Source organism: Arthrobacter sp. 18067 (assembly GCF_902706295.1).
Lineage (GTDB): Bacteria > Actinomycetota > Actinomycetes > Actinomycetales > Micrococcaceae > Arthrobacter.
Genome location: NZ_CACSJJ010000004.1, coordinates 205,610 through 221,969, shown reverse-complemented (window position 1 = coordinate 221,969; position 16,360 = coordinate 205,610). Strand labels below are relative to the sequence as shown.

15 protein-coding genes are annotated in these 16,360 nt (G+C 62.3%); 10 read left to right on the top strand and 5 right to left on the bottom strand.

The genetic code is table 11. The features are described from left to right. The first annotated feature begins 35 nt into the window (after positions 1-35). The 8 genes from GVL04_RS06265 to paaZ all read left to right on the top strand — a co-directional run bounded on the left by GVL04_RS06265 (position 36) and on the right by paaZ (position 10,017). Positions 36-1,262 carry an acetyl-CoA C-acyltransferase gene (locus tag GVL04_RS06265; RefSeq protein ID WP_159701173.1) on the top strand — a complete coding sequence of 409 codons (1,227 nt, stop codon included), beginning with the start codon at positions 36-38 and terminating at the stop codon, positions 1,260-1,262. After that, on the top strand, positions 1,262-2,065 hold the full coding sequence (locus GVL04_RS06260) for an enoyl-CoA hydratase/isomerase family protein (RefSeq protein ID WP_159701170.1): 804 nt from the start codon (positions 1,262-1,264) through the stop codon (positions 2,063-2,065). Before GVL04_RS06265 ends, GVL04_RS06260 begins: the two co-directional genes overlap by 1 nt. Next, complete coding sequence (locus GVL04_RS06255) at positions 2,062-2,925, top strand: 3-hydroxyacyl-CoA dehydrogenase family protein (protein ID WP_159701167.1); 864 nt, start codon at positions 2,062-2,064, stop codon at positions 2,923-2,925. Before GVL04_RS06260 ends, GVL04_RS06255 begins: the two co-directional genes overlap by 4 nt. 26 nt (positions 2,926-2,951) lie before the next feature. Next, positions 2,952-3,557, top strand: coding sequence for a GNAT family N-acetyltransferase (locus GVL04_RS06250; protein ID WP_159701164.1), 606 nt, complete (start codon positions 2,952-2,954; stop codon positions 3,555-3,557). A gap of 91 nt (positions 3,558-3,648) precedes the next feature. Further along, positions 3,649-4,389 (top strand): tyrosine-protein phosphatase, encoded by a 741-nt coding sequence (locus tag GVL04_RS06245; RefSeq protein WP_159701161.1) that lies wholly within the window; start codon positions 3,649-3,651, stop codon positions 4,387-4,389. A 29-nt stretch (positions 4,390-4,418) separates the two neighbouring features. Beyond that, on the top strand, positions 4,419-5,402 hold the full coding sequence (locus GVL04_RS06240) for a glycosyltransferase family A protein (RefSeq protein WP_159701158.1): 984 nt from the start codon (positions 4,419-4,421) through the stop codon (positions 5,400-5,402). 127 nt (positions 5,403-5,529) lie between these two features. Then, the gene (locus GVL04_RS06235) at positions 5,530-7,719 is read left to right on the top strand and encodes a collagen binding domain-containing protein (RefSeq protein WP_159701155.1); all 2,190 of its coding nucleotides are present in this window, start codon (positions 5,530-5,532) and stop codon (positions 7,717-7,719) included. A 198-nt stretch (positions 7,720-7,917) separates the two neighbouring features. Continuing rightward, on the top strand, positions 7,918-10,017 hold the full coding sequence (paaZ, locus tag GVL04_RS06230; protein WP_159701152.1) for a phenylacetic acid degradation bifunctional protein PaaZ: 2,100 nt from the start codon (positions 7,918-7,920) through the stop codon (positions 10,015-10,017). 283 nt (positions 10,018-10,300) lie between these two features. Here paaZ and GVL04_RS06225 read toward each other — a convergent pair whose 3' ends face one another. The 3 genes from GVL04_RS06225 to GVL04_RS06215 are packed head-to-tail and all read right to left on the bottom strand — an operon-like array spanning position 10,301 to position 12,761. Then, positions 10,301-10,903, bottom strand: coding sequence for a TetR/AcrR family transcriptional regulator (locus tag GVL04_RS06225; protein WP_159701149.1), 603 nt, complete (start codon positions 10,901-10,903; stop codon positions 10,301-10,303). A gap of 36 nt (positions 10,904-10,939) precedes the next feature. After that, the gene (paaK, locus tag GVL04_RS06220) at positions 10,940-12,289 is read right to left on the bottom strand and encodes a phenylacetate--CoA ligase PaaK (RefSeq protein ID WP_159701146.1); all 1,350 of its coding nucleotides are present in this window, start codon (positions 12,287-12,289) and stop codon (positions 10,940-10,942) included. Positions 12,290-12,296: 7 nt separating this feature from the next. Then, positions 12,297-12,761 carry a hotdog fold thioesterase gene (locus GVL04_RS06215; RefSeq protein ID WP_159701143.1) on the bottom strand — a complete coding sequence of 155 codons (465 nt, stop codon included), beginning with the start codon at positions 12,759-12,761 and terminating at the stop codon, positions 12,297-12,299. A 108-nt stretch (positions 12,762-12,869) separates the two neighbouring features. Here GVL04_RS06215 and GVL04_RS06210 point away from each other — a divergent pair, with 108 nt between their 5' ends. Next, complete coding sequence (locus tag GVL04_RS06210; protein WP_159701140.1) at positions 12,870-13,448, top strand: GNAT family N-acetyltransferase; 579 nt, start codon at positions 12,870-12,872, stop codon at positions 13,446-13,448. Here GVL04_RS06210 and GVL04_RS06205 read toward each other — a convergent pair. After that, positions 13,441-14,994: a bifunctional diguanylate cyclase/phosphodiesterase gene (locus GVL04_RS06205; protein WP_159701137.1), complete on the bottom strand. Its 1,554-nt coding sequence runs from the start codon at positions 14,992-14,994 to the stop codon at positions 13,441-13,443. The two genes, GVL04_RS06210 and GVL04_RS06205, sit on opposite strands and share 8 nt — an antisense overlap. Positions 14,995-14,996: 2 nt before the next feature. Beyond that, complete coding sequence (locus GVL04_RS06200; protein ID WP_159701134.1) at positions 14,997-16,049, bottom strand: hypothetical protein; 1,053 nt, start codon at positions 16,047-16,049, stop codon at positions 14,997-14,999. 107 nt (positions 16,050-16,156) lie between these two features. Here GVL04_RS06200 and GVL04_RS24495 point away from each other — a divergent pair, with 107 nt between their 5' ends. Further along, positions 16,157-16,327 carry a hypothetical protein gene (locus GVL04_RS24495; RefSeq protein ID WP_200846764.1) on the top strand — a complete coding sequence of 57 codons (171 nt, stop codon included), beginning with the start codon at positions 16,157-16,159 and terminating at the stop codon, positions 16,325-16,327. The last annotated feature ends 33 nt before the right edge of the window (positions 16,328-16,360 follow it).

The following is a 16,360-nucleotide window of genomic DNA, read 5'->3' as shown; positions in this document are numbered from 1 at the left end:
AGGCCGGTCCCTTTCACTTCGCGAAGGATGTTCTCATGGTCGAGGCTTTTCTTGTTGGCGGCGCACGTACGCCTGTAGGTCGCTACGGTGGGGCACTGTCCTCCGTCCGCCCGGACGATCTCGCAGCGTTGGTGGTCAGGGAAGCGGTGGCGCGTGCCGGCGTCGACCCTGACTCAATTGACGAGGTGATCCTCGGCAACGCCAACGGGGCAGGCGAGGAGAACCGCAACGTCGCACGCATGGCCACCATTCTGGCGGGACTTCCCCTCCACATCCCTGGCATCACGGTGAACCGCCTGTGCGCCTCGGGCCTCAGCGCGATCATCATGGCCAGCCACATGATCAAGTCCGGTGCTGCGGACATCGTGGTGGCCGGCGGCGTCGAGTCCATGAGCCGCGCTCCGTGGGTCCAGGAGAAGCCGGCCACGGCGTTCGCCAAGCCGGGCCAGATCTTCGACACGTCCATCGGCTGGCGCTTTGCCAACCCGCTCTTCACCAAAGGCGAGCTCTCCCGCGACGGCAAGATGACCTACTCGATGCCGGAAACGGCCGAGGAAGTGGGCCGTGTGGATAACATCTCCCGCGAGGATGCTGACGCCTTCGCTGTTCGCTCGCACGAGCGCGCCCTGGCAGCCATTGCCGGCGGTCGCTTCAAGGACGAAATCGTTCCTGTGACGGTCAAGACACGTAAATCCGAGACCGTGGTGGACACCGATGAAGGTCCCCGCGAGGGCACCACCATGGACGTCCTGGCCAAGCTGCGGCCTGTTGTCCCCGGCGGATCCGTGGTGACGGCAGGCAACTCTTCCACCCTGAACGATGGCGCGTCGGCCATCATCGTCGCGTCGGAAGCAGCCATTAAGAAGTTCGGCCTCATCCCACGTGCCCGCATCATCGACGGTGCTTCGGCGGGTTGTGAGCCGGAAATCATGGGCATCGGTCCTGTTCCGGCCACTCAGAAAATCCTTGCGCGTACGGGCCTCAGCGCGGATCAGCTTGGCGCCGTGGAGCTCAACGAGGCTTTCGCCACTCAGTCACTCGCGAGCATGCGTCGCCTTGGTTTGAACCCTGACATTGTGAACAACGACGGCGGGGCCATCAGCTTGGGGCACCCGCTCGGTTCCAGCGGCTCGCGTATCGCGATTACGCTGCTGGGCCGGATGGAGCGCGAACTCGCCTCCTCGAATGGACCCAAGCTTGGTTTGGCGACGATGTGCATCGGCGTCGGGCAAGGCACCGCGATGCTGCTGGAAGGCGTGTAATGGCACTGAACCCGGAAGACTTCAGCACGCTCCTCATCGAGGAGCGCGAAGACCGCCTCACCGTTCTCCTGAACCGCCCCGAGGTCCGCAATGCGATTGACCAGAAAATGGTGGACGAGCTCCACCTGGTCTGCGCTGAACTGGAGCGGAGCCCCAAGGTACTCATCATCGCCGGAACGGAGGGGGTGTTTGCCTCCGGTGCCGATATCGGCCAGTTGCGGGAACGCCGTCGGGATGACGCATTGCAGGGGATTAACTCCACCATCTTCGTCCGTATCGCCAAGCTGCCTATGCCCGTCATCGCGGCCTTGGATGGTTACTGCCTGGGCGGGGGTGCTGAACTGGCATATGCAGCCGACTTCCGTATCGGCACGCCAAGTGTCCGGATCGGCAACCCGGAAACCGGCTTGGGGATCCTGGCCGCGGCGGGTGCCAGCTGGCGACTCAAGGAGCTTGTGGGCGAGCCGAAGGCCAAGGAGATTCTCTTGGCCGGCGCTGTGCTGTGGGCTGAGGAAGCACTGCGGATCAGCCTCATCACGGAAATCCATGAGGCCCCGGAATTGATGGATGCCGCCCACAAGCTGGCGGACCGGATCGGACGTCAGGACCCGTTGGCGGTCCGCATCACCAAGTCGGTGTTCCACGCCCCGGCTGAAGCCCACCCGCTGATTGACACACTTGCCCAGGGAATTCTGTTTGAATCCCAGGCCAAGTTTGATCGCATGCAGGCTTTCCTCGATAAGAAATCGGCTAAAGCTTCGCGAGACACTGACGCTCCCACGCATGACAGGACCCAGAAATGACAGCAGTTCCCGCCATCCCGCACGTCGTCGGAGTCTTGGGCGGTGGCCGGATGGGTGCCGGCATCGCACACGCCTTCCTCACCAAGGGTGCCACCGTGATCGTGGTGGAGCGCGACCACGAGGCAGCCGCCGGAGCGCAAGGCCGCGTGGCCGAGGCGGTTGCCAAGTCCGCAGCCCGTGGAACCTTGAGCGAGACCCCCGAAGAGGCCATGTCCCGCTTCAGCACCTCCACTGACTACGAATCGTTCATCCACTGCGGCCTTGTGGTGGAGGCTGTGCCAGAGGACTATGCCCTGAAGGTCACCGCCCTCAAGGCTGTGGAGGAGCACTTGTCCGCTGACGCTTTCCTGGCGTCGAACACGTCATCGCTCTCGGTCACCGGACTCGCCAACGAACTTCGCCGGCCCGCCAACTTTGTGGGTCTGCACTTCTTCAACCCGGTGCCTGCCTCTACCCTGATTGAGGTGGTGCTGGCTGAGGAAACGTCTCCCGAACTCGCTGCCGCGGCGAAAAGCTGGACCGAGGCACTTGGCAAGACCGCCGTCGTCGTCAATGACGCGCCCGGGTTCGCGTCCTCCCGCCTGGGTGTGGCGATTGCCCTCGAGGCCATGCGCATGGTGGAGGAAGGTGTGGCGTCCGCAGAAGACATCGATGCCGCCATGGTTCTCGGCTACAAGCACCCTACTGGCCCGCTGAAGACCACCGACATTGTTGGCTTGGATGTCCGGCTGGGCATCGCCGAATACCTGCACTCCACGCTGGGCGACCGTTTCGCTCCGCCGCAGATCCTGCGGGACAAAGTGGCGCGCGGCGAGCTCGGACGCAAGACAGGCAAGGGCTTCTTCGACTGGAACGACTGACGCCCACGGGCGGTTAGGCTAACCGGGTGACTTCAATCGAACCCATCACCCTGACCGGAAAATTCGTGACGCTGGAACCGTTGAGCCAGGAACACCATGACGGCCTCGTGGATGCAGCGCGCGACGGCGACCTCTGGAAGCTTTGGTACACCTCGGTCCCTACGCCCGAGGGCATGGCCGCTGAGATCGACAGGCGCTTGGACCTGCAAGCCAAGGGTTCCATGCTGCCGTTTGCCACGCGGTCCACGGCGACGGGCAAGCTCATCGGCATGACCACGTACATGAATATCGACGCCGTAACGCCGCGGGTGGAGATCGGTTCGACGTGGAATGCTGCTTCGGCGCACGGCAGTGGAACCAACCCGGATTCCAAGCTGTTGCTCCTGCAGCACGCCTTCGAAACACTGGGTTGCCCGGCCGTGGAATTCCGCACGCACTGGTTGAACCAGCAGTCCCGTGACGCGATTGCCCGGCTCGGCGCGAAGCAGGACGGCGTGCTCCGGAATCACTCGCGCAGCGCGGACGGTGCCCTCCGCGACACCGTGGTGTTCTCCATCCTGGAGCACGAATGGCCGGCTGTCCGGAACGGCCTCGAGTTCCGGCTGGCGAAGTACCAGCCCGCCGAGGGGTGAGTTTTCGGCAGTAAGCCTGCGTGATTGTCCCGAGAGCTAACCCCCGGTGACAAGCTCTCACCGCCACGCTCAATGTGCTTAGCTGGCTCCTATGGATGGGACAACTTCACCTGACCAAGCTGTTCGATGGGAAGGCGCCGTCAACGCCTGGCAAATTGCGGGAGACGTTTACCGGATGGGTCGGCACGAATGGGTTACCGGGACCGGTTGGCAGCAGATGTACGACGACGGCGTCCGCACCGTGATCGATCTTCGCGCCTCCCGCGAGCGTCGCCAACGCGATACCGATCCCGAGGTGCCGGACCACGTTAAGGCGCGTATCGACGTCGTCCATTGCCCAACGGAGGATCCGGACCATAGCGATTTCAGCGAGCTGTTCGGCCCCTATCTGAAGGACCCGGCGCAGTACGGTGATTATTTGCAGCTTTTCGGGGAGAAGATTGCCGCCGTGTTCACAGCCATTGCGGCGTCCCCGGGGAAAGTAGTGGTTCATTGCTCGGCGGGCAGGGACCGCAGCGGGGTGATCGCCCTGATCCTCCAGCGGCTGGCAGGCATCGGCGAAGAGGAGATCGTTCGTGGGTATGAGCTCGCTGCCCGCGGGATCAACGAGCGGCACCGGACACATGGGGCGCCTCACGCCCATGATCCGTACCTTTCCGGCGACGACCTTGAAGCAATGCTGGTGCAGCGGCGGGCGAGCCTACGGGACTTCCTTGGTTCGATTGACGCGGTCGCTTTCCTGACGAGCAACGGCGTCACTGAGGTTGAGATCGCGGCGGTTCGGGCAAAGCTGGGCTCCGGGCTTCCGGGCGCTGCTAACATGCAGGATTGATCACACTTCCCGAACGGAATGGACCAGCCATGAATGCCGGTGCCCGCGTCACCATTGTGACCCGTACCAAGAACCGCCCGATTTTCCTGGCCCGGGCCCTGGACGACATTTTCGCGCAGACTTTCCGGGACTTCGAGTTGGTGATCGTGAACGACGGCGGCGACCCGGCCGACGTCGATCGCCTCACCTCCCAGCGGCCTGAAGCCGAGCGGGAACGCATCATCACGCTCCACCATGGTGAATCCGTGGGAATGGAGGCCGCCTCCAACGCAGGGATCAAAGCCGGCTCAGGCGACTTCATCGTGATCCACGACGACGATGACTTTTGGGCGCCGAACTTCCTGGAGAGCACTGTCGCCTACCTGGATGATCCTGCCCACGGAGCCGAGAGCGGCGTCATGGTCCGCACCGAGATCGTCATCGAAGAGCTCGTGGCGGACCGGATTGAACCGATCCGGCGCGAGATCTTTTGGGCGGACATGCAGCAGATCACCCTTGCCGACATGCTGAAGATCAACAGGGCTGTCCCTATTTCCTTCCTGTACCGTCGCAGCCTCCACGATGCCGTGGGCTACTACAACGAGGACCTCCCTGTGGTGGGCGACTGGGAGTTCCACCTGCGGGTCCTCAGCCACTCACGCGTTGGATTCCTCGACGGCGAACCCCTCGCCTTCTGGTCGCAGCGGCCTGAGTCCGAGGGCCATGACGGCAACAGCATCTTCGCCAAGGCCGCCGACCACGCCCGCTACGATGCCCTGGTCCGCGATGAACACCTCCGGGAGGGCGTTGCACAGGGCGGGCTCGGCGGCATGTTGTACCTGACGCAAGTCCTGGCCGAGCAGGAGGAGCTGATCCGTGCCCAGCAGCGTCGCCTCGACGAAGCCGCCGCCAAGCTCGACCACGTGCTGGAGCGGCTCGACGCCCTAAACCAGACCATTGTTGTCCGGACCAGCGTAGGGGAGTTCCTCAAAAAGCCGCTCCTGTTGGTGAAGAAGCTCGGTGGTCGGGGCTAAGACCTCACCGAAGTGCTCTATCACTTCATAAAAATCCGGCGTTTCGAATAACCCTTTTTCATGCACTAGGATCGCGACGGGTCGCCAACCCAGCGACCCCTTCATTCGCATGAAAATTGGGGGACCCATGAGGGGTATTTCTCGCGGCCGTTTTCGGCTCGCTCTCACACTGTTAGCAGCACTTATTCTGGGCGCACTGCCCGCTGGGTTTGCGTCCCCGGCGTTTGCAGCGGCCACGGGAAGTATTTCAGGAACGGTCACTGTTCCCGCGGGCTTTGACGTAACGAAAATTACGGTACAAACCTTCAGCCCGTCGTACAGTTATGCCCAAGTGCAAGCCAACGGCACCTTCGCTCTCACCGGGCTCGAAGCCGGGCAGTACAAAGTCAGCTTTAGTACCTTTGCCGAGCCCGGACTCACCTCCACTTGGTATGGAGGTTATAAGGAAAGCCAAGCGACGGTCGTTCCCGTTGCGGCCGGTGCGGCGGTGACCGGGATCAACCAGACTTTGACCATCGGCGGCAAAATCTCAGGAAAGGTCACCGTACCTGCCGGCGTGGACGTGACCAAGGTCAGCGTTAACGCCAATGCTGGATTGCCCGCCAATCCAGCAGCAGACGGCACATACACAGTGATCGGGTTGCCTACCGGCGCACATGAAGTGGGCTTCAGCTACTCTCCTGAGCCCTCGCCCGTGTTGCGCGCCTCTTATTCGACGTCTCCGGGCGGGGCGGCGACACCGGTGAAAGTTACAGAGGGTGCCACCACCAGCGGCATCGATCAAACGCTGAAACCGGCCGCAATGATCTCTGGAAAGCTCTCGGTTCCGGCTGGTGCTGTTGCCTACAACGGCCAGGTCATGGTGGAGGCCGGCCCGGACTTCGCCCTGAACGATTTCGCAGGATCAGCCTTCCTCAGCTCGGACAACTTGGGAAACTTCACGATTGGTGGTCTCAAGGCTGGCACGTACAAGCTCCATTACCGCGCCTTTAACGACACGTGGGCCAACATGTGGCACAAGGGGGTTGCTGACCCTGCCAAGTCGCCCTGGATCACCGTGACCGACGGTCAAAAGCTCACTGGAATCCAAGACTCCGCAGTTGCCGCTGCCACTATCTCTGGTTCCGTCGCCGGGTCACCCGCGCCGGGCCCGTCGATGAGTGGCCCGGGGATGGGCATAACAGCGGTGACTGCGAACGGTACAGTGGCTTCTTCCACAGTCATGGAAACGTCGCAGACCACCTACTCCCTAAAGAACCTGCTGCCCGGTTCCTACAAGGTCGAGTTCAACCGCACCAAGGGGTACTGGACCACCTACGAGGGCCAGCTGTACAAGGACCTTCCTGAATCCGGGGGCGCAGCCAATGCCACGCCCGTGGCGGTTGCTGCCGGACAGACCGCCTCGAACATCAATGCAACCGTTCGCGTGGGCGGAACCCTTACGGGCAAGGTCCTCGGTGCTAATGGAGCTCCGTTGAGCGAGGTGCCGATCCGTGTCTACACCAAGGATGGGTCCTTCACTACTCGTCCGGGAAGGACAGCAGCTGATGGGACGTTCAAGGTTACCGGCCTGACCTCGGGGTTCTACTTCGTAGTTGCTGAGCCCGAGGGACAGGGGGGCCCGATTTTCTCGGGGAACGTCCTTGCTGAGGCCAATGCCAGGTCGGTTGCTACCGCGGTGGGCAGGAACACGGATATTGGGACGTTGAGTTATGCCACGGCGAGCCAGGGTACTCGTGGTTTTGATGACGTTCCGTTGGGGGCGCAGTTCCAGGATGAGATCCAGTGGTTGGCGGATAAGGGTATTTCCACGGGGTGGGAGGCGAATGGGTCCCGGACGTATCAGCCGTTGTCTCCGGTGAATCGTGATGCGATGGCTGCGTTCATGTATCGGTTGGCGGGCAAGCCTGCTTTTACGGCTCCTGTGGTGACTCCGTTCAAGGATCTTCCTGTTGGTACGCAGTTCTACAAGGAGATCACGTGGCTGGCGGATAAGGGTGTTTCCACGGGGTGGGTTGAGGCTGATAAGTCCACGACGTATCGGCCGTTGCAGCCGGTGAACCGTGATGCGATGGCTGCGTTCATGTACCGGTTGGCGGGGGAGCCGGAGTTCACGGCGCCTAAGGTTTCGCCGTTTGTTGATGTTCCGGTGGGTGCGCAGTTCTATAAGGAGATCACCTGGCTTGCTGCGCAGGGGATTTCCACGGGCTGGGCTGAGGCGGGAAACACTAAGTCGTTCCGTCCGTTGCAGCCGGTGAATCGTGACGCGATGGCAGCGTTCATGTTCCGCTACAACACCAAATTCGGCGCCATCTAGCTTCGGCGTCCAAACAAGCGAAACGAAGGGTCGGCTCCCCACAAAGGGGCCGGCCCTTCGGCGTCCCTGGAAATTACTGCTGTACTCCTCCGGGCATTCATGTACCCTGTATATATTACCGAACGGCCGGTCAGTAATGTTGGCTCCAGTCAGCATTGACCGTGCCGATTTCACGTGCCTTGGAAGGACCCGTCGACGATGACCACTACCGCAGTCGCCCCGGAAACCACAGCCGTTGCAACCGTCCCCAGTTACGTTCAGGATGCCTGGTGGACCCCGGCGCCAGACGCCAAGAAGGTCCTGGTTCGCGATGCCAGCACCGGAGAAGTCCTGGCCAACGTGAGCACCGACGGACTGGACCTTGCCGCCGTCGTAAATTACGCCCGCACCACAGGCCAGGCTGAACTCGGGAGGCTGACGTTCCATCAGCGCGCCCTCAAGCTCAAGGAGCTTGCCCAGTACCTCAACGGCCGGCGCGAGGAGCTGTACGAGTCTTCTTCGCAGAGCGGTGCCACCAAGATCGACAACATGATCGACATCGACGGCGGTATCGGCGTGCTGTTCACCTTCGGCTCCAAAGGACGCCGCGAGCTGCCCAATTCGCAGGTCGTGGTGGACGGTCCCATGGAGGTGCTGTCCAAGGATGGCTCCTTCGCCGGTGAGCACATCTACACCCGCATTCCCGGCGTCGCGGTGCAGATCAACGCCTTCAACTTCCCGGTCTGGGGCATGTTGGAGAAGTTTGCTCCCGCATTCCTGGCCGGCGTTCCCACCATCGTGAAACCCGCTACGCCCACGGGCTACGTCGCTGCCGCGGCCGTCAAGGCAATCGTTGAGTCGGGCATCCTCCCGGCCGGGTCGCTGCAGCTCATCTCCGGTTCGGCCCGGACCATCCTGGACGAGCTCGACTACCGCGACCTCGTATCCTTCACGGGCTCGGCATCCACCGCCAACTCGTTGAAGAGCCACAGCAATGTTGTTCAGGGCGGGGTCCGCTTCACGTCTGAAACCGACTCCCTGAACGCGGCAATCCTCGGCCCTGACGCCGTTCCTGGCACGCCCGAGTTCGACGCCTTCGTCAAGGCAGTGGTCACCGAGATGACCGTCAAAGCCGGCCAGAAGTGCACCGCCATCCGCCGCATCATCGTGCCGCAGCAGCTCACCGCTGAGGTTGCTGCCGCCGTCGGCGCCCGCATCAAAGAGCGCGTCGTCGTCGGTGACCCCCGCGCAGAGGGCGTCACCATGGGCGCCTTGGCGTCGCTGGAACAGCTCGCCGACGTCCGCGCGGCTGTTCAATCAATGCTCGACGCCGGCGGTGAGCTTGCGTACGGATCTCTCGATACGCCGTCGGTCACCTCTGTTGGCGGCACCGTGGGTGTGGTGGAGGACGGCGCTTTCATGTCCCCGGTCCTCCTGAGCTGGGCTGACGCCGAAACCGAAGAAGTCCACTCGCTTGAAGCGTTCGGACCCGTATCTTCCGTCATCGGCTATTCGGACCTTGCTGACGCCATCCGACTGGCGGCCCGTGGCTCCGGTTCCCTGGTAGCTTCCGTGTGCACCAACGATCCCGCCGTGGCCCGCGAACTCGTCACCGGTATCGCTGCCCACCACGGCCGCGTCCATATGCTCAACCGGGAAGACGCCCGCTCGTCCACCGGTCACGGCTCGCCAGTCCCGCACCTGGTCCACGGCGGTCCCGGCCGCGCTGGCGGTGGCGAGGAACTGGGTGGCATCCGCTCCGTCATGCACCACATGCAGCGCACGGCCATCCAGGGCTCCCCAAATATGCTCACTGCTGTTACCGGCCAGTGGCACACAGGAGCCGACCGCAACTTCACGGTGGAAACCGAGGGGGAGCACCCGTTCCGGAAGCACCTCTCAACCTTGCGCATCGGCGACGCCGTCCGCTCGGAACTCCGTGAGGTCAAGCTCGAGGACATCACTGCCTTCGCGAACTCCACGGGCGACACCTTCTACGCGCACACCAACCAGGAAGCCGCCGAAGCCAACCCGTTCTTCCCCGGCATCGTGGCCCATGGCTACCTGCTGTTGAGCTGGGCTGCCGGGCTGTTTGTCGAGCCTGCACCGGGTCCGGTCCTGGCCAACTACGGCCTGGAGAACCTGCGCTTCATCACGCCCGTTGCGGCCGGCGACTCCATCCGTGTCACCCTGACGGCCAAGAAGATCACCCCGCGCGAGACTGATGAATACGGTGAGGTGGCCTGGGACGCCGTCCTGACCAACCAGAACGACGAAATCGTAGCCACCTACGACGTTCTGACCCTTGTGGAGAAGTAACCCTCTCTCACCTAATTGGGTGTTTGGGCGGATGCTCTCTCACCTAATTGGGTGTTTGGGGCGGATGCTCTCTCACTAACGCCGAAGCGCTTCCCTACTCCAGTGGGGAAGCGCTTCGGCGTTACGGCTTATGACGGCGGCAACTGGCTACCACAAAGGGTGAGAGAGGCTCGCCAAAAGGTCGACGAGAGGTGAGAGAGGGATCCGCCCAAGGGCGTGGATGGTGAGAGAGGGTCGCCAAAAAGCCGACGGGAGGTGAGCGGGCGTTGGGCCGCGGAGGTGGTCAGGCGGCCGTGTGGAGCCCGTCGAAGGCCATGGTGATAACGTCGTCCGCGAGCTTCTCCGGGGACAGCGAGCCGCCTGGCTTGTACCACTCCACGATCGAGTTGATGGTGCCGAACAGCAGGCGGGTAACGGTGCGGGGATCGATATCCTGGCGCAGCGAACCGTCCTCGCGGGCTGCGGAAATCAGGGCAGCAACTTTATGGTCGAACGCGCGGCGGCGTTCCAGTGCGTCCCGTTCAATCTCTGTGTTGCCACGCAAACGCAGGAGCAGGGTCACGAAGGGCAGCCTGTCCACCAGCACGGCAATGGTCTGCCGAAGTACGAACTCAAGCCTGGCGTCGGCCGGCCCGCTGGTCGCAGACGGCTCCTCGAGGATTGCCTCCAAACCACCCAACGCGTGGTCCAGGGCGAGCTTCAGGAGATCGCCCTTGGACGGCACGTGATGGTAGATGGCTGACTTCGAGATCCCAAGGTTCTCGGCCAGGATGCCCATGGACGTAGCATCGTACCCGTGGCGGTTGAAGACGTCGACGGCGATGCGGAGCACCGACTGCTGGTCATAACCGGGCCGTCCGCGCTTGGTGGTGGTCTCAGTAGGCATGCTGGCATTTTCTCACGATCTCAACGGGGCGGGCGTTCAGCCCTTCGGACGCATGTCGTAGATCCGACGAAGCTTGCCGTTGGAGCGCTCGAGCGAACCTGGCTCCACAACATCAACCACGCAAGATGACCCCACGTGAATCTTGATCTGCTCGCGCAAGGTGTGTGCCGCCGTCGTGCCTGCCTCTGACGGAACGTTCTCACGGCGCTCGATCTTGACCGTCAGCGAATCCATGCGCTTGCCTTCGGGGCGGGTGATCTCGAGCTGGAAGTGCGGGCTGAGCTCGGGAATGCGGAGGGCGATTTCCTCGATCTGCGAAGGGAACAGGTTTACGCCGCGGAGGATGATCATGTCGTCGCTGCGGCCGGTGATGCGTCCCATGCGGCGGTGCGCGGGCCGGGCTGTGCCGGGCAGCAGACGCGTGAGGTCCTTGGTGCGGTAGCGGATGATGGGCAACGCTTCCTTGGTCAAGGATGTGAAGACGAGTTCGCCGGGTTCGCCGTCTGCCAGGACCGTGGAGTGGTCAAAGGGGTCGATGATTTCCGGGCGGAAGTGGTCTTCCCAGATGTGGCAGCCGTCCTGCGTCTCAACTGCTTCGCCGGCGACGCCCGGGCCCATGACTTCAGAGAGTCCGTAGATGTCCGAGGCCTTGATGTTCATGGTGACTTCGAGTTCGTGACGCATCTCTTCGGTCCACGGCTCTGCGCCGAGCACTGCGTACTTCAGCGAGGTCGACGTGGGGTCGATGCCCTGGTGTGCCATGGCGTCCGCGATGGTCAGCAGGTACGTGGGCGTGGCCAGGATGGCGTCCGGCTTGAAGTCCTGGATGAGCTGGATCTGGCGTTCGGTCTGGCCGCCGGAGATGGGGATGACCGTGCAGCCGAGCGCTTCAGCGCCCGCGTGTGCGCCCAGACCACCTGTGAACAGGCCGTAGCCGTAGGCGTTGTGGACTTTCATTCCGGGGCGGACGCCGGAGGCGCGGAAGGAGCGCGCGACGAGGGTTGCCCAATTGGCGAGGTCGTTCTTGGTGTAACCCACCACTGTGGGGCGCCCGGTGGTGCCTGAGCTGGCGTGGATGCGCGCTACCTGGTCCTGCGGCACGGCGAACATCCCGAACGGGTACTCCAGGCGGAGGTCCTCTTTGGTGGTGTAGGGGAACTTTCCGAGGTCGCTGAGTTCTTTGAGGTCCGACGGGTGCACGCCGGTTTCGTCGAACTTGCGCTTGTATAGCGGCACGCGATCGTAGGCATAGGCGACCGTGTGCTGGAGGCGGGTGAGCTGCAGGGCCTCGAGTTCGTCGCGGGAGATTGTTTCTTCGCGGTCCAGCACAGGGGCACTGGCCTTGGAGGTGGTAGCGGCAGGTGCGGCCACGGTGTTCTGGGTCATCGGTTTCCTACTTCTTGGAGATGGTGCGGCTGCGGCCACGGAACTCAGCGATGAGTTCGCCGGGCTCGGTGTCGGGGGCGGCGTTGTCGTCAGGGGTAGCGGCGTAGATCTGGATGTCGTACAGGCCGCTTCGGCCGGTACTCGCGCGGCGGTTTGCGACGGCGGTGATCACCTGGCCCTGGAACGCCGGCTTGATGAAGTTGATGTCGACGCCGGACGCCACCGTGATGTTGGCGGCTTGCTTGGGCGTGGGGTTGGCCGGGTTGCAGGCCAGCGCGAAGGCTGTGTCACCGAAGGCGAAGATCATTCCGCCGTGGGCCATGCCGAATCCGTTGAGCATCTCCTGGCGGAGGTGCATCCGGATGGTGGCGTGGCCGTCGTCGAGCTTGAGGACCTCAATGCCCATCCATTCGGACGCGTAGTCGTTCGTCAGGATGTGGTGCGATGCACCGGAGAGGGTTGTTTCAACCATGCGTCATTGCCTCCAGCTTTATTTACCGAATGTTCATTAGGTAATCCCAGATCGCGTCACGTGTCAAGACTGGACCAGTATTCGCCTGCACCTAGTAGCCTCGGACACATGCCCGAAATTGAGCTTCCCATCATCACTGACCGACTCATCCTGCGGCGCTTCGAGGCTGAAGACCTCGAACGTTTCCACGGTTACCAGTCACTTCCTGAAACTGCCCGGTTCCTGCTGCGCAACGAGCTGACCAAGACCAAGTCCATGGAAGTCCTGGGCCGGTACGCAAACTTCGAATTCAACCAGGAGGGAGACTGGATCTGCCTTGCCATCGAGCGTAAGGACCAGCCTGGCTTGATGGGCGAGGTGGTCCTGAAATGGCTGGAAGGCACCGGACAAGGGGAGCTGGGCTGGATACTGCATCCCGAGGCGCGAGGCCATGGGATTGCCACGGAGGCGGCAGAGGCTGTCATGAAGCTGGCCTTCGAGAAACTGGCTTTCCACCGGATAGACGCAAAGCTGGACGCGCTCAACACCGGTTCGGCAGGCATCTGCAAGCGTCTGGGCATGCGGCTGGAAGCAACGTTGGTGGACAACTGGCACTACAAGGGCCAATGGGCCACTGAAAATATCTACGCGATCCTGGACTCGGAGTGGCGCACGCGGCACCATCCCTGGACGCGGACCATCAGCTGACTGGCCAGGTCTTGTGGTGCTTCAACTGGTCGGTCAACTGCGCTTCAGGCAACGGCCTGCTGAAGTAGTAGCCCTGGCCACTGGTGCAACCGATGCTCAGGAGGTAATCGGCCTGATCGGCGGTTTCCACGCCCTCCCACACGGCAGCCAATCCGCAGGCACGGATCAGTTGCAGCACTGCCGCAAGGAGGGCCGGTTGCGACGGGTCGCTGCCCAGGGCTGACAGCAGGGTCCGGTCCACTTTGACCGTGTCCACAGGCAGCTGGCGAAGGTAGCTGATGGAGGAATAACCGGTGCCGAAGTCGTCGATTTCCAGCCCCACTCCCAAACGGCGCAGGCTGTTGAGCGTGTAGCGGTCCAGGTCGTTGCCCTGAATGACTGCGCTCTCGGTCAGCTCCAGGACCAGGAGCGAGGGGTCCAACTCCGCCGAGGCTAAAGCCTCCCGGACGTCCTCGATGAACTCCAGCCGTTGCAGGTCGGCCGCCGAAACGTTGATGCGCATGCTGAAGTCGTGGCCCGACGTGAGGGGGTCGGTGCGCCATTGCTTCAGTTGTTCGACGGCGGTGCGGAGCACCCAGCCACCCAGGTCTGAGATCATCCCGGTTTCCTCGGCAATGGGAATGAACTCGTCCGGCATGATGAGGCCGCGGGTGGGATGGTTCCAGCGGACCAAGGCCTCCGCCCCTTCGATTTCGCGGGTATCCAGCCTGATGATCGGCTGGTAGTAGAGCACCAGCTGCGAACCAGCGATTGCCTCTTTGAGTTCGCCCACCAATTGGTTCCGCATCTGGCGGGCATGCAGCATTGCCGGCTCAAAGACCTTGAGCTTGCCACGTCCATCAGCCTTGGACTCGTACATGGCGATGTCCGCTTCCATCATCAGTTCCTCCGCGCGATGGCCGGGGTCAGCCATCCGAAGGCCCATGCTGGCACCGCAGCGGAGGTGATGGCCCTCAATCTCCATGGGGCTCACAACCGCAGCGAGAATCCGGTTGCCGATGGAGGCGGATATCGCAGGGGTCACGTCGGGAATCAGCACCGCGAATTCGTCGCCGCCCATGCGGGCAACCATGTCCTGGTCGCGGACGGCACCTGTGATCCTATTGGCCACCGTTTCCAGGACCTTGTCCCCAATGGTGTGTCCCAGGGAGTCGTTGATTGCTTTGAACCCGTCCATGTCCAGCAGGAGGATGGCTGCCCTTCGGCCGCTTTCGGCCCCGCTGGCCTGGGCTTCGCTGAGGGCGGTGGCAAAAGCTGAGCGGTTGTTCAGCCCTGTCAGGGGGTCGGTCATGGCCATGTGCTGCATTGCCAGATGGGCCTCGTTGAGCTGCTGCGTCCGGGCCTGCACCCTTTGCTCCAGTTCTTCATAAACGATCTGGAGGTCTTCAGCAAGGAGGTTGGTACCCATGATCACGGCATCGATTTCATCGCGCGCGTCCGAGACTTCGATCCTGGTGTTGAGGTCCCCGGCGGCCAGCCTGACGATGCCTTCCAGAAGCAGTCCCAAACGAGGGTCGTTGCCGGAGTACATTTTTCCTTCGGACATGCTCACCCCTTGTGTGGCTCGCCTCGTTGCTCATCGCTATGGCGAAGATACTCCCTGACCGCAGCGCTGCGTTCGGGCAACGCTGCTTGTTCGAACAGTGCTGCGGCCTCATCGAACATAGTCAGGGCATCTTCACGCATACCGGATTCCAGAAAGGTCCGGGCCAAGAGGAAATGAGCCTCGGCGGAGGTTTGCGTGGCCAGAATGGATGATCGGGCGCAAAGCGGCACAAGGATTGCCGTGGCTTGGTGCAAATCGCCGCTGAGGAAATACCAGTGGGCGCGCACCAGGGACATTTCCAAGTGGTCCCGTTCGGAGCCGCCAACAATGTCTGTGGCCAGCTCAGCCCTTTCAATGCAACGCAGGGTTGCTGCGTCACTGAGCTTTGCCTGAAGCCGCATTTCCGCCGAAGCCCTGTTGAAACGGGCCCACAAGTCAACGTCCTTTGACGGTGATAGCCGTTCGGCCGCAAGATCGTGATAGCGCCCGCCATCAGCAACGCGGTCGGCAAGGAAAGCGACGTTGCCGATAACCCAATAACCCTTTCCGGCGGTGTCTTCGTCCACGTCGTCGGTCAGTAGTGTTTCCAGCACCAAGCATTCCCGCCAGGCATCGTCCAACAAGCGGCTTTCCGCCAAAGCAGCGATCAATGCGCGCTGGGCAAGGATCTGGACGTACACCAATTCGGCGTCCCCGGCTGCCAGTTTGGCCGCATCGGCGGCCATGGCCGCGGCTTCGGGAAGCCGGCCCAAACCTTGGAATGCCACGGCAACCATGGTGCCTGCCTTGGCACCGAGTTCCGGTGAAGCCGAGGTCAGGTTGTGGCCATTGAGTTCCATGGCCATGGTGAGGAATTCCTCAATGCGCCCTTGGTCCCGGAGGCACTCGGCCTGAAGGTACCGCATGTCCCACCAGGATTCGTCATCTCCGGCGATGATGGAGAGTCCGGCAGCGTCGCCTGCCAGCCGATAGGCCTCATCGAAGTCCCGTTCCTTCCACTTGGCGCGTGCCGTTAGACCGGCAACGAGGTGGGAGGCGAGGTGCGGACTTTGCATGTGCCCATTATCCATGTCATTGCGGAAGAAAAGCTCGTATAGTTTGCACCGTGACTTTATTCAAGTCACAGACAACAAATTCGCATCAGTACGAAAGGGCATAGCGGATGAAAAAATTTGCGGCAACCCTGCTCATGGCGGCGGTTCTGGCAGTAACGGGATTCGCTGCCCCGGCTAATGCCGAGCCTACGCAGGACAGCACGGCAATCGGCTGGTGGCCTAACAGCATCACCACGCCTAAGACGAACACCACCAGCATCGGTTGGTGGCCGAACTAAACATTGGGGGAGCGCCTCTCAAGGCCATATGAC